Origin of the sequence: Lachnoclostridium sp. An14, from assembly GCF_002160755.1 — a bacterium.
In the GTDB taxonomy this organism is placed as follows: Bacteria; Bacillota; Clostridia; order Lachnospirales; family Lachnospiraceae; genus Lachnoclostridium_A.
Window position 1 is genome coordinate 19,506 of record NZ_NFLE01000043.1, and the last position, 13,450, is coordinate 32,955.

Here is a 13,450-nt window from a genome sequence, read left to right on the forward strand (position 1 = left end):
GGGGCCATGGAACAGAATCGCTCAAGAACATTTATCAACATTGGAATTTCATCCATTATCTTTATTTTCATCGTGCTCTGCCTGTCGGTATTCGCCCTTTTAAGCGTCAATTCCGCCCGCCAGAGCTACGCGTCCGTCCAGCGGAACGCGGAGGCCGTCACCGCCTACTACCAGGCGGATTCCAAGGCCCAGAAATGGCTCCACAGCCTGAAACAGGAGGGGGCAGTTTCGGAGGGGATTTTGCAGCAGGAATTTCCCATCTCCGACTCCCAGACCCTTTCCGTGGCCGTGGACGGGGAGACCTTTGAGCTCCTCTCCTACCAGGTCATCAACAACGAGGTCCTGGAAATCGACGACAGCCTGCCTGTATGGCAGGGAGAAATGGAGGCGGTAAACCCATGATGGAACCCTTAAACCAGGAAAAACTGGAGCAGCTCACAGCGCTCCTCACATCGGCAGTGGAACAGGATGCCTCCGACATCTTCCTGATTCCCGGTATGCCGGTGGCCTTTAAGCTCCACGGACAGATCGAGGCCATCGACGAGCGGAAAATCTTTCCGGAGGAAATGAACCAGTACATCAACGCCATCTACGCCCTCACCAATGGCCGCACCATGAAAAAGGTGCTGGAGGCGGGGGACGATGACTTCTCTTTCTCTATCAAGGGGCTGTCCCGTTTCCGGGCCAGCGTGATGAAACAGAGAGGTTCCCTGGCGGCCGTCATCCGCCTGGTGCGGTTTGACCTGCCCTCCCCGGAATCCCTCCACATCCCGGAGTCCATCATGGGGCTGTCCGGCCTCTCCAAGGGACTGGTGCTGGTGACCGGCCCTGCCGGCAGCGGAAAGTCCACCACCCTGGCCTGCATCATCGACCGCATCAATCAGACGAAAAACGCCCACGTGATCACCCTGGAGGATCCCATCGAGTTCCTCCACCGCCACCAGAAGTCCGTGGTAACCCAGAGGGAGATCGGCCTGGACACGGACAGCTACGTGGACGGCCTGCGGGCGGCCCTGCGCCAGGCCCCGGACGTGATCCTCTTAGGGGAAATGAGGGATTACGAGACCATCCGCATCGCCATGACGGCGGCGGAAACCGGCCATCTGGTCATTTCCACCCTGCACACCACGGGAGCGGCCAATACCATCGACCGCATCATCGACATCTTCCCGGCCAATGCCCAGCAGCAGATCCGGGTCCAGCTGTCCATGGTGCTCCAGGCGGTGGTGTCCCAGCAGCTGGTGCCCACCCTGGACAACCGGCTGACCCCGGCCTTTGAGCTGATGTTTTTAAACAAGGCCATCCGCAACCTGATCCGGGAATCCAAGATCCACCAGATCGACAACGTGATCGCTACCGGAGCGGCATCCGGCATGGTGAGCATGGACAACAGCCTGTTAAAGCTGTACCGGGACGGCGCCATTTCCAAGGACACCGCCATCACCTACAGCCAGGACAGCGAGCAGATGCAGCTGCGGCTGCGCTAGAGAGGCGGCTCCCGCCGGAGGTTTTCCTGTCATAGGGAGGGCCAGGGAGCGCCCCTCCTATGGCCCTTTCCTATGGCATGGCATTATGACATAACATCCAGATAAAAAGCAAAAGCAAAGCAGGAGGCATGGCCGGAATCTCACCGGGCTCACGCCTCCTGCTTTGCTTTTCTTTTGCTGTTCTATTTTCCTGCCTTTATTCTCTGTTCCGGCTTTGGTCCCCATTTTCCGGTTTCGCCTTTCGGGTCACATTCCCGGCTCGTACAGTACATACTGATTTTTGCCCCGCCGCTTGGCCTCGTAGAGGGCCTTGTCCGCGTTGGCAAGGAGGACACGGCAGTCCCGGCCATCGTCCGGATAATAGGAGGCGCCGATGCTGGCGGCTACGAAATACGTCATATTTCCGCTGACGTAGGGCTCCCGGAATACCTGGCAGAGCTGTTCCAGCCTGGCCACCAGGATGTTCCGGCTTACGGAGGGCACGAAGATCACATACTCGTCCCCGCCGAACCGGGCCACCACGTCCGTCCTGCGGAACACGCCCAGGATCTTCTGGGCAATCCCTTTCAGGATCTCGTCCCCGGCCAGATGGCCCAGGGTATCGTTGATATTTTTAAAATCGTCTACGTCGATAAAGATCAGCGCTCCCCGCTCCAGGTTGCCGCTGTCTAAGCTGGTGCTCACCCAGCTCTCAAAAAACGCCCGGTTGTAAAGACCTGTGAGGGCGTCCCGGCTGGCCTGCTCCTTCCAGCGGTCCAGCTCCGCCTGCCACTCTCCCATGTTGGTCAGGACACCGGTGATCACGTTGGCGCGTTCCCGGGAGGAAATATCCCGTTTGAGGTAAATCTCCAGCCATTCATACCGCTCCTGCCCCACCAAAAACCGCAGGGTGTTTTCCATCCAGGGAGCCTCGTTCCCGTCGGTTCTCAGCATTTTCAGGAAGGCGGGCCTGTCCTCCTCATGGACAAAGCCGGAGCTGCCGAACCATTTCCTGGCCCCGTTTATGACGTAGCGGCCTTCCTGAACCGGGGAAAACAGGGCGGAAAAGATCACCTGGTCTTCCTCCGGGAAGTAGAGGAAGGTCATAATCTCCCTGGTGGGATCGAATGTGGCCTTCCGTTCCAGATCAACGTCGATTTCCCCTTCTCTCTCCGTCTCCGCCTGGAGGGACACGTACCGCAGGCTCATCCCCTGATACGCCTCCCTTTCAAACTCCTCCACCGGCATGGGCTTAAAGAACACATAGCCCTGAATCATCCCGCACACCGACCGCCGCAGATACTCTGCCTGGGCGGGGCTGTCGATGCCCTCCGCCACCGTGTCGATGTGGAGCTGTTCCGCCAGCCGCAGGATGGTCTCCACAATATTCCTGCCCCTCTGGTTGTCATTGGCGCCGATGAAAAAGACGCGGTCCAGCTTGATCACATCTACGTTCAGGTCGTTTAACAGCCCCAGGGAGGAATACCCTGTGCCGAAATCGTCCAGGGAACACCGGAACCCGGCCGCATGGATCCGGTCAATGCTGGACTTCACCTCCTGGGGATTTTCCAGGAAGATCGTCTCCGTCAGCTCCAGTTCAATGAGCTCCGGGGAAACGCCGTAGCGGCTGCACAGCTCTTTGCAGGTGCGCAGAAAATCGGGGGCGTCAAAATGCTGTCTGGAAATGTTGACCGAGATCCCGCACAGCTCCCGGCCCTCGGCTCTCCATCTGGCCAGCGTGCGGCACACCTCCTCGAACACGAACATATCCAGACGACTGATCATCCTGTATTTTTCCAGCACCGGCACAAACAGGCCGGGAGCAAGGATCCCTCTCTGGGGATGGTTCCAGCGGATTAACGCCTCCGCTCCCGCCACCTGCATCCGCTCCAGATTCACCTTTGGCTGGAAATATACGAGAAACTCCCCGTTGGCGATGGCGTTGTCCACGCTGTATACCAGTTCCTTCTCCTCTATCACTTCCCGGCTGCGGTTCCTGTCGTAGAACCCAAACAGGATCCTGGATCTGCCGTTCTGGCTCTTTCTGGCGATATTGGCCCGCTCCTCCATGCGGGAAATGTCCGTTTCCCCAGCCTCCGGCTCGTAAATGCCGAACCGCAGTTCCAGGTAATAGGAATCGTCCCGCCCCTCGTTAAAGCGGTTGACCTCGGTATAGACGTGTTCCAGCCGCCGGATTAATGCCTCCCGCTCCTGCCGTTCCAGAAATAGATAGAACACGTCCGCGCTGCCCCTGGCCAGGATTTCTCCCGGTTCCAGACCCTTCTCCAGCACACGGTACAGGTAGGCCAAGGTGCGGTCGCCCTCCTCCACGCCGTACACGTTGTTTATCAGTTTAAAATCCTGTACGTCCATGGAGACCAGCACGTATTTCTCCGCCTGTTCTTCCACCATTTTCTCCGCCTGCTGCTTGAAGCGGTTCAGATTCTGCCCTCCTGTCACCGGATCCACATAGGCCAGGTGTTCCAGCTTTCCCTGTATGTTTTTCTGCCGCCAGGTCGTGATGAGCATCACGATGCCCATAAGCCCCACCGCGGCCAGCGCCAACAGGATATTCCGCATGGTGATGGCGTCCACCCCGGCGCTGATAATATCTGACTCGATAAACGCGACTACGTACCAATCGGAATAGTTTAACGGCAGATAACACAGGATCTGATCCTCTCCCGCTATGGTGCGGTACTCGATCATCCCGCCATCTCCGCCCGTTTTTACAGCCTGCTCCATCTGGCTGAAAATTTTCTTGTTCTCCTCGCTCAGCTGCTCCTTTTTTTCTTCAATAATATCGAAGAAATTCGTCTGCACCAGCGTATTGATCACAGTCCCGTCGCCGGAAATGGTAAACAGCCGGCCTTTTCCGTCCAGGCTGTCGTTTTGCATCAGCTCCATGAGGGCATCGCTCTTTTTGATTCCCACCAGGATGCCCGGCGTTTCATCTGCCTCGCCGCTGACGAAATAGACCAGGCTCCCCTCCGCCGGAACCGCGATCAGCTGCACCTCCCCGGCCCGGCCCTCCAGCTTAATCTCTGCCTCCGGATAAATACTGTGTATCCACGTTTCCGCGTCTGTGGTGTCCTTCGCCAGGTAGAAAACGTCAAAATCAAAATAACTCCGTTTCCCCTCCAGAAATGTCTCCACCCGGTCAGGGGAAAACAGCGTAGCGCTGTTGCGGATCATGCGCATGGCCTGAATAGACTGTTCCACCCGGAAATTGATGCTGTCCGCGATCTGTCCCGTAATGTCTGTCACATACGTCTCTGTCCTCTCCTCCGTCACCTTCTGGATTTCCAGAGTGTTTCTCACGTAAATTCCGCTGAGGATGACAATGATCCAAAACAGGACAATTACAAGAATATTGGGCGATTCCTTTTTATGCTTTGCGTCCACTGGTTACTCTCCTCCGACATCCTCTTGCGTCACCTCATAGGCATACATAATCGTTCTGGCGTCGTCGAACTCATAGCTGCAGGTCACAAAGGAAAACAGCCGGCCTACCTCCTGGTCCGGTTCCACATAGGCAGTGGAGTCCTTTGTCATTTCTTCCACGTACAGCTGAAACTGCTCCTCGTCCTCAAACCTGGTCTTCCTGCGGATTCCGTCTGAGGTGGTGTACAGACAGGAAAACGGCCTCAGCAAAATCTCCCGGTCCGGAAGATAGATGTACGCCTCCTGGTGCTCCTCTAAAAACGCCTGTTCCCGGAATTTCATAATATCCTTGAACATGGTGCCATTCTTCATGTGATGGCCGTAGAGGACGTTGTGGAGAGCTGAAAAATCGGCCTCGTCGTCGCAATCCAGGTAAATGGAACCGGCGGCGGTGTGCGCTCCCTCAATGTCCGTGTAAAGATAGGTCTCGTTGCTCTCCGGGTCAAACAGGATCGGGTAGTCGATCACCGTTCCCGGAATGGTGAGCCAGCCCACCACATCCTCATTGATTGCCCAAAGCTCCTCAAAATTCACCGGGGAAACATATTCTGCCTCCGTCTCCGGCTCGGTTTCCACCTCCGCCTGGGTGGTCTCCTCCACCACCTGGGAGGCCAGCTCCTCATAAATTTTTTCCGATTCCCGCTGTTTTACATAATCCCACAGCAGCATACTTCCGGAAACAATAATCAGAACCACCGCTGCCGCGAGAATGATTTTTCTTCTGCCTTTCATGGTCCCTCCTGTAATTTTCGATTTTTCCTATATCATATCAGATTTTGAGTCAGAATACCACCTATATTTGTCGTCAACGGGTATGCTGAGCCGGCAGGCACGCGGGGAATCGGGGAGAAAAAATGGGGAAACGGGGATGGGAAACGGGATCTTCCGGCAGAAAAATCCCCAGGGATTCCCGGCGAAAGCCTCGTATATCCAACGGTTTTCGGGAAATCGGAAACTGACAGACGGCCGGGGCAGAGGCAAATAGCCTGAGGGGTTCCCGGATGGAAAAATAAGAAAATAGTTGCACCATTGCCAGAAGTTTCCAGGATTTTAGAAAAGCAGGAATCGCGGGCCGAAGGGGCTGCTCCCGGGGCGGATTTAAAAAGCGCGCGGGTGGCATACACGCCTGCTGGAGAACGGCTGTGCCGGCAGTTTGGTTCCGGCGCGCGGGATGCGGCTGTGCCAGCAGATTGGTTCCGGCGCGCGGAATGCGACTGCGCCAGCAGATTGGTTCCGGCGCGCGGGATGCAGACGCGCTGGCAACCAGTTTCCTTTCCGCGGAGCGCGGCTGCGCCGGAAATTTTTGTGGCATAGGGGACGCCCTTTCCTGTGAAATGGAAAGGACCCGGCCGAATGCGGCCGGGCCTTTTTCAGAAACACGGTGTTGCTGTACTGTGCTTTTTAGTTTTCTTCTTTCCGTTTTCTCACAGAGGCGAGCGCCAGGAAGATACCAGCGAAAAGCATGGTCACCTGCGTCCGGATCGGCTGCTGGCCGGTCTTTGGCAGAGGCGCCAACGGCACGCTGTCCTCGTCGATCACGAAACTGGTTCCGCCATCGGGAAGGGGCGCTAAGGGCACCGCGTCCTCGTCAATGGTCACCCCAGGGCCGCTGGTAGCAGGCGCATAGGGACTGCCGCCGCCGGAACTGCTGCCGCCGCTGCTGGAGCCGGAACCATTGCCGCCTCCCGGGTTGTCATCACCGCCAGGAGTGCTGGGGTTGTCAGGATCTTCTCCGCCAGGATTATCGGGATCCTCACCGCCGGTAGTTTCAAAGTACGCGGTGAAGGTCATGTCATCCTCAAAGGAAGTTGCCTTTAACGCTTCCGTCGTGCTGTAGACCGTTCCGTTCTGATCCTGCCAGTGAGCGAAACGGTAGCCGTCGGCGGGGGTGATGGTGACTGCCGCGTTGGGAGCCAACGCGTCATCCTCCTCGGCTCTGCTCCTGATTTCGTATACGTCCTGAGTACCGCCATTGATGGTACCCTGACTTGCATCGCTCAGTCTGTAGGTGAAAATAACCTGGTACTTATCCGGCTTTCCGTCGGGCTTAGTAGGATCATTTTCATTGCCTTTTTCATCTTTGCTGTAGTATACGTTTACGATGTTGCTCTCGTTGTCGTCCGTCACATACAGATCTGTCGCGTGAGTGAAGGCATACCCTTCAATATCAATCTTTTCATCGTTTCCGTTGATATAAGCCTCAAATTCCGTATCCTTGATCTGCGGCTCTGCGATCTCAAGATTGGTATCCTCATCAATATAGTGAACGGTGTATGTCTGTTTCTGCTTTCCGTCAAATCTCACGGTAAACGTGCGCTGGGTTCCACTTATATCCGTCTCTTTATCGTCGACTCCCATCTCCTTGAAAATGGTGTAGCCTAACGGGGCGGGAACGTCCCATTTCTTACTGTCTTCCGTGTATCCGGGATTCGGCTTTGCTTCCGGAACGTCGCTTGCTGTAAGCATATATTTTCCGTCTTCTCTCCAACTTCCCTCTGCCGTTCCGTCATCCGTAAGGGTGATCGTCTTTTCTACCTTGGCATTATCCGTTTCAGTGAATGTTCCGTTTACCGCTTCGAAAACGATGGTGAGCTGATACATATCCGGGATCTGATCTTTATTTTTGTCAGTACCATAGTGGAATGTTATCACAGCATTGCTATACATATGGAAAAGGAAACTCTCCTTTGTACCTTGATCGCTGTTTGTGCCACCATTTCCTGAAAAGACCAGCTTGCCAAATACATAATCTTCTTTATCCCGCTTTTCTACTCTGACAAGCTCTCCTTCCGCAACATTCTCTCTGCTCTGCGTTTCATCAACAACCGTCGTACTGTTTCCGTTCTCATCGTGGTATACGTGCTGTACCGTCAGTTTATAAGGAGATTTTCCATACGTATAGGTGTACACATCTCCATCGTTCGCCTTTGTAAAGACAAAGGGTACATTGGAGCTCCATGCGCCTGCTTCATAACCGGAATCCGGTTTATCACCTGCCTCAGGAAGATTTACTGACGCCCATTCGCCTGTTATTGTGACGTATTCTTCAATGTCCTCTGTCGTACCGTCATTCCACTGACCATTCACCACTTTGTAGGTGACCTTGATCTGATCCTTGTCGGCGACACCGTCGTGATTGCGGTCAGCATCATAGTAGAGTTTCAGCACTACTGTACCAGCCGGCATATTGAACTGGAGCATATCTTGTGTGAAAATCGTAGGATTATACTCACTGGCAGTGCTGATCATATGCATCTCTCCTGCGTACACATAGCCCTCGTCATTTCAGGCGCGTACCGTGATTAGAGAATTATTCTCTACTGAACCATTGCTCAACGGATCGATGATCATTTTTTCCCGATTCCCATTTTTATCAAGATAGATGTGCTGTATCTGCAACGTGTACTTGGCCCGCGAAATTAACTCCCATGTACCGGTAAATACGACTGATTTCTCCGGCATAGAGAATTTCCCGTTTTCTACGGTTACATCCTCCGATGTCCAACCGCTGAATTTCCAGGTGCCGATTTCATTCGTCACTGTTGTGTCAGCTGTATAAGTCGTATCAACCGATACATCTTCTTTCGGTACGTATTCGTTCTGTTCCGGTAATACGAAATCCACGTTCTGAGGAATCGCTCCATCAAACCGATAGGTTACAGAATACGTCTCTGCAGGCTCATACTTTGCATAAAAAGAGGCAAATCCTGCAACCGTTATGGTATTGCCCGCCTTTTCAGAAAAACTGGAATCTTTATACCATCCATCAAATTTGTATTTCTGCCCATCCAAGGTCTCGATCGCGTTATAGGAATATCCGTCCGTTACGAAAGAGCCGGTTGACGTTACGGTGCTATTGATCGCAACGGAATCCCCTTTGGTATGGGTTCTCGTACTGGTTATTGTGCTGCCATCCGGCATACGCACAGAATACTCTAAGCCAACTTTATTGTCTCTGTCCAGTGTAATTGCACCATCTACGTGCAGAACCGTATCATTTTTGATGATTTCATAATCATATCCCACGGATGGACTGGCGTATGACAGCGTAGTCCAGTTAAGATTATACTTCCAGGAACTGTCATAGTCCTCATAAACCTTAGCTAAGCCTTTTCGAATGGAATCGTCTGTCGGCCCCGCGACAATGTAAGCCTCCAAATTATTCAGATCGTTTGGAACATACCACCGTGAACTTGCAGTAAACCCATCCGGAACGATTACCTTTCCAGGTGTAACAACCGGTTTATAATCCGGGCCAGCATACATATAAGACGTTGCTGCCGTCTCCGTATTGGAATGATCTTCTAACAGGAAATAGAACAATGCGTCATACGTAAATACCGCATAATATTCTGTGTCTCCCGTAACCACCGGAAGATCCGCCTCCAATTTGTATTCTTTGGAATTCGGTTCCGTGGCCCAACCGGCAAACGTGGCTTTGCCATTTACGCCATTTCTGGTGGGAGTACCATTTTTATACTGGGGTTTCTCTCCCTCTTGAACCATATCTGTGGATGACAAATTCCCATTGATATACCATTCAACCTTGAACTGTTTTTTCGGCTGCACAACGGTAATGGTTACGCTTTCCTCTTTCCAACCTCTTATTGTGTAATATTTATGGGTAATTTTCGCTGTTCCCGCAGCATTTGCAGAAAGCGTAGCGAAATGGTTTCCAGTATCTTTCACGGATACAACCGACGGATCACTGGATATCCACTCATGAGAAATTGAAAGCTGATTAGAGATAACATTCACCTTATCTCCAACTTTCATCTCCATATTTTCAAATGGCAGCCAAATTCCATAGCCAACATAAGCATAAATGCTGAAATGTTCCGCCTCAAAAGAAATTTCAGAAATCATTTCTGCCTCTGGAACTTCAACTGTATTACTAACCGTCTCAACCTTCCGGACATCCTCTGCTTTGAATGTTTCCTGCTGCAAGGCAACTTGTTCCTTGGCCTGAAGATCGCTGTCCTGTACCGTTTCCACATACATCACTTCAACGGAATCCGCAGTCTGGCTCTCCTCCTCAACAATCTGTCCGGAGAAGGTCACTTCCACCTTCCTGCTGCCGCCCCAAATCTCGGAATCCAGCAGCTGGTCTCCCAGCCAGAGGTTGATGTCGTAGGCGTATACGGAGGTTACCGCTTTGCCGTCCTCGCTGGCGGACTCTGCGACCTCATCCTCCACCTCCTGGCTGACTCTGGCGGCGGTGGCGGTTACGCCGGCGGGGAGTACGCCTTCCCCGGCGCGGATGGTGATCACCATTCCGTCATCCATGGTGAGCACCTGCTCAAAGGCGGGATGTTCTCCGCTTTCCGTCATCACCACGTCGATGCTCTGCTCCTCGGACACTTCCGGTACGTTGTACCAGACGGTCTGGGAACCGTCGCCGTTGTCTGTGACGGTGTCGGCTGTGAGTTCTTCACCGTTGGCAAGAACGGTGTCCACGGTATAGCCGATCTGGTTCTTTACACCAAAGTATAGATCTTCTCCGTCCTCTACCCCTCTCGGCCCGTCGATGATTCTAGCGGCGCCTTCCGGAGCGATGGAGTAGCGAATCTCCCATCCTTCTACGTCATCTAACGCGTGCAGTTTGTTCAATGTGGAGCTGTACAGTTTCGCCGTGCTGCTCCAGCCGATGGCTACCAGGTCTCCGTAGTTGGGTTTCGCCGCGGTGGGGATCTCCGGCTCTGTGGCTACCAGCTCGTTTCCCTCCGTGGGAAGCTCCTCAGGATCGGCAGGGGTTTTCGTCTCATCCACAGGCGCGGTGGTCTCATCCGCCGTGGTGGTTTCCTCCGGATCCGTGTTTCCGTCCGCGGGTAGGCTGCCGTCTGTCTCATCCGGATCTTCGCTCTCGTCCCCGGACGGCGCAGAGGCCTCCGGCAGATCTGACGGGGTCGCCAGCTCATCGCCGGGAACTGCCACAAAGGCAGCCACATTGGGGCTCATGGAAACCGTCAGCTCAGACTCTGTGGCCACCGGATCCGTTTCGGGAGTCTCCGGCTCCGTCTCATCCGGGACCTCTGCCGGAGTTTCCGGCTCCACCGGATCAGAAATCACATTGACCTCCTCATCGCCGAAGGTGCTCTCATAACTTCTCACCGTAACCCGGTCTGTCTTTTTTATCTTTTCCTCTCCATCCGCCGTATAGCTGATGTAAGAACGGAATGAGATGGTCTCGTCACTGTTGTTCACATACAGGAAAATGATCTCCTCATCCCCTGTCACCGCGTACATATCGTCCGCATCCTCCGGCAGACGGACAAATACGCGCATTTCCGCGTTCACGTCTCCTCCCTCTAAGTCGGGATAAGCCTCGTAAAGCGTTCCCGTTCCAAAGAGGTAGCCCTTAAATTCCTCCGCCTTTCCGGCGGTAAAATTCAGGTCGTCCGGCGTCACCACGTTTCCCGATGCAATCGCATCCTCAACGGCAGCAACCAAATCGGCGCCCCGCATCTCAAACGCGACTTCTGTGGAAGCTCCTGCCGCGTAAGCCGTGTTCAGATCCGCGATCACATTGGTGCAGATCATGGCCAGAGCCAGCAGGAATGACGTCAGACGTTTGGAGGAGAAGATCCGGCGGTTCTTCCTTCCTCTGGACTTTTTGTGTCCTTCCATACCACTTCTCTCCTTTCCTTTTCACAAATGAATTCAGCGGTTCATTTGCAGTTTTTGACAGAAATACCATAGGTTTCCCGTCCCTCTCAGAATAGCATATTTTTCATTACATAACAAGTTACATCCATCTATTTTCTCTGAAATTGTTTCACGAATTTCCATCCATAAATTCCCATATTTTGTTTATAATTTTGAATTATCATCAATATATAGTGGTTTTTCACAAACTACTCGGTTTCAAAAATCTCCAAAAACAAATTTGGCCAAAAATGGGTAATTTGTATTGCAAAAAGTGTGAGTTTGCCGCACACTCGCGCCGGAGCGCGGCTGCGCCAGCAGCCATTTTCCTTTGCGCGGAGTGTGCCTCCTTGCGGAGCATTCTTGTTTAACAGGAAACGAAGTTTCCTGTTAAACAAAAAAGCTGTCATTTCTCAGCAACTGATCTGCTGAAAAATGACAGCCAAATATCACAATATGGGCCCATCCCATCCATCTTTACCGCTGTTCTCTCCGGTGACCCCCGGTTTCCTTTTTCCGGCAGTCCTTCGCCGGGGAGCCTTCGCCGGAAAGCGTTCTCTTTAACTCATGAATCTGCTTTCGGGACAGCCTGGAATACCTCATAATTTTTTCGTCCGGCTCCCTGTGACGCAGCATCTCCAGGGCAATCTCTTTTTGGGTTTCTTTTCTCCCTTTTGCCACCCCCTGCGCCTCCACATAATCAAACATACTGCCCGCCATTTCTTCTTCCCACCGCCCTTTCCGTCGCTATCCTCTGCCGTTCTTCTTTCTTAAGTGATTGATTTCCTTTAATGACAGCTTTAGATACTGCATGATCTTTTCATCCGGTTCTCCATGACGCAGCATCTCCAGAGCAGTAAGTTCTTTGAGTTCTTCTCTCCCTTTCTCCATCCCTTGCGCAATTCCTTTCTCCATCCCCTGCGCCTCCACATAATCCCAAATTTTGCACATCGTCATTTCTCCCTTCTCTTTCATCTCCGCCGCCGCGGACAGCATCGTGTCAAACCGCTCATCCCCGGAAAACACCCGCAGGAAGTGCAGCAGTTCTTCCGGATGGCAAATCTCATACCTGTTTTTCCGGAATTCCTCAAACCGGCCCTCCCGGACGGCGGAAAAATACTCCGCCACCACCCGGAAATCGGACTGAAACCGGGCCCGCACCTCCGGGGGCAGGAAGGCCACATCCACCACATTGATGTGGGGATTGGAAATGAGGGCGGCCAGGCCCTCCTTTTCCGGCAGGCCGGACAGCTCCAGGGCGCCCGCAGCCGTAAACGGCCCGCCCCACCTCTGCTCCGTCCCAAAATGCAGCACCAGGGTAATCACCGGGCGCAGCGGCCTCTTTCTGCCTTTCCGGCCACAGCTGCGGCCATTTTCAGCCCCGCGGCGCCGGCGGCTGTCCAGCTGGCCGCGGTAGGAGGCGTAGTCGTAGCCCATGACCCGAAACACCATATCCGCGTCCACCCGGCTCTGGTTCTCGATCCCCCAGACCGCCGGGAAAGGGCCGCAAAACGAGTGTTTCACCACGTCCCGCTCCTGCTGGCGCAGGGCTCCCTCCTCGTCCTTATAGTGAGTGGCCGAGGGTCCGTCTGTCAAATCCGACGGCTCTAAAAACCGCTCTCCCCGGAATACCAGCACGTTAATAATATCCGCGAACACGTCCCCATGGCGCTCCAAAACCTTTTCCGCCAGATCCATATTTCCCATACCAAACCTCCGTTTCCTGGGCGGCTGTCCCACATTTGTAATCGGTTAGCCATAGTTTACTGTTGTTCTGTGTGGATGTTCGTCCCAGAAATTCCGATGGGACTAAATGGACGGCCCGAAGGGGCCATTTCCGCCTCAGACCGGGGCGGCTGAACTGTTATGGAAATGATTATAGCACATTATCTAGT

At 53.6% G+C, this 13,450-nt stretch carries 8 protein-coding genes; 2 read left to right on the forward strand and 6 right to left on the reverse strand.

Features of this window, described 5'->3' with window-relative positions:
• Positions 1–6 precede the first annotated feature (6 nt).
• Together B5E84_RS17530 and B5E84_RS17535 are read left to right on the forward strand one after the other, a co-directional pair.
• Positions 7–402: a hypothetical protein gene (locus B5E84_RS17530; RefSeq protein ID WP_087225361.1), complete on the forward strand. Its 396-nt coding sequence runs from the start codon at positions 7–9 to the stop codon at positions 400–402.
• The gene (locus B5E84_RS17535; RefSeq protein WP_330374298.1) at positions 399–1,487 is read left to right on the forward strand and encodes a type IV pilus twitching motility protein PilT; all 1,089 of its coding nucleotides are present in this window, start codon (positions 399–401) and stop codon (positions 1,485–1,487) included. The genes B5E84_RS17530 and B5E84_RS17535 overlap by 4 nt, the downstream gene beginning before the upstream one ends.
• 246 nt (positions 1,488–1,733) lie before the next feature.
• On the opposite strand, the gene B5E84_RS17540 is transcribed toward B5E84_RS17535, so the two are convergent.
• The 6 genes from B5E84_RS17540 to B5E84_RS17565 form a co-directional block, all read right to left on the reverse strand.
• Entirely contained in the window at positions 1,734–4,871 is a 3,138-nt protein-coding gene (locus B5E84_RS17540; RefSeq protein WP_087225365.1) for an EAL domain-containing protein, read from the reverse strand.
• Positions 4,872–4,874: 3 nt separating this feature from the next.
• On the reverse strand, positions 4,875–5,642 hold the full coding sequence (srtB, locus tag B5E84_RS17545; protein ID WP_087225368.1) for a class B sortase: 768 nt from the start codon (positions 5,640–5,642) through the stop codon (positions 4,875–4,877).
• Positions 5,643–6,311: 669 nt separating this feature from the next.
• A complete protein-coding gene (locus B5E84_RS17550; protein WP_242963430.1) occupies positions 6,312–8,159 on the reverse strand; it encodes a doubled motif LPXTG anchor domain-containing protein in 1,848 nt (615 codons plus the stop codon).
• Positions 8,160–8,195: 36 nt separating this feature from the next.
• Positions 8,196–11,537 carry an SHIRT domain-containing protein gene (locus tag B5E84_RS17555; RefSeq protein WP_087225374.1) on the reverse strand — a complete coding sequence of 1,114 codons (3,342 nt, stop codon included), beginning with the start codon at positions 11,535–11,537 and terminating at the stop codon, positions 8,196–8,198.
• Positions 11,538–12,032: 495 nt separating this feature from the next.
• A complete protein-coding gene (locus B5E84_RS17560) occupies positions 12,033–12,275 on the reverse strand; it encodes a hypothetical protein (RefSeq protein ID WP_087225377.1) in 243 nt (80 codons plus the stop codon).
• 27 nt (positions 12,276–12,302) lie between these two features.
• Entirely contained in the window at positions 12,303–13,262 is a 960-nt protein-coding gene (locus B5E84_RS17565) for an RpnC/YadD family protein (protein ID WP_087225380.1), read from the reverse strand.
• Positions 13,263–13,450 lie beyond the last annotated feature (188 nt).

Coding starts and splice junctions, on each gene's coding strand:
- B5E84_RS17530 (WP_087225361.1), top strand. CDS start 7: ATGGAACAGAATCGCTCAAGAACATTTATCAACATTGGAATTTCATCC.
- B5E84_RS17535 (WP_330374298.1), top strand. CDS start 399: ATGATGGAACCCTTAAACCAGGAAAAACTGGAGCAGCTCACAGCGCTC.
- srtB (WP_087225368.1), bottom strand. CDS start 5,642: ATGAAAGGCAGAAGAAAAATCATTCTCGCGGCAGCGGTGGTTCTGATT.
- B5E84_RS17550 (WP_242963430.1), bottom strand. CDS start 8,159: ATGATCAGCACTGCCAGTGAGTATAATCCTACGATTTTCACACAAGAT.
- B5E84_RS17555 (WP_087225374.1), bottom strand. CDS start 11,537: ATGGAAGGACACAAAAAGTCCAGAGGAAGGAAGAACCGCCGGATCTTC.
- B5E84_RS17560 (WP_087225377.1), bottom strand. CDS start 12,275: ATGGCGGGCAGTATGTTTGATTATGTGGAGGCGCAGGGGGTGGCAAAA.
- B5E84_RS17565 (WP_087225380.1), bottom strand. CDS start 13,262: ATGGGAAATATGGATCTGGCGGAAAAGGTTTTGGAGCGCCATGGGGAC.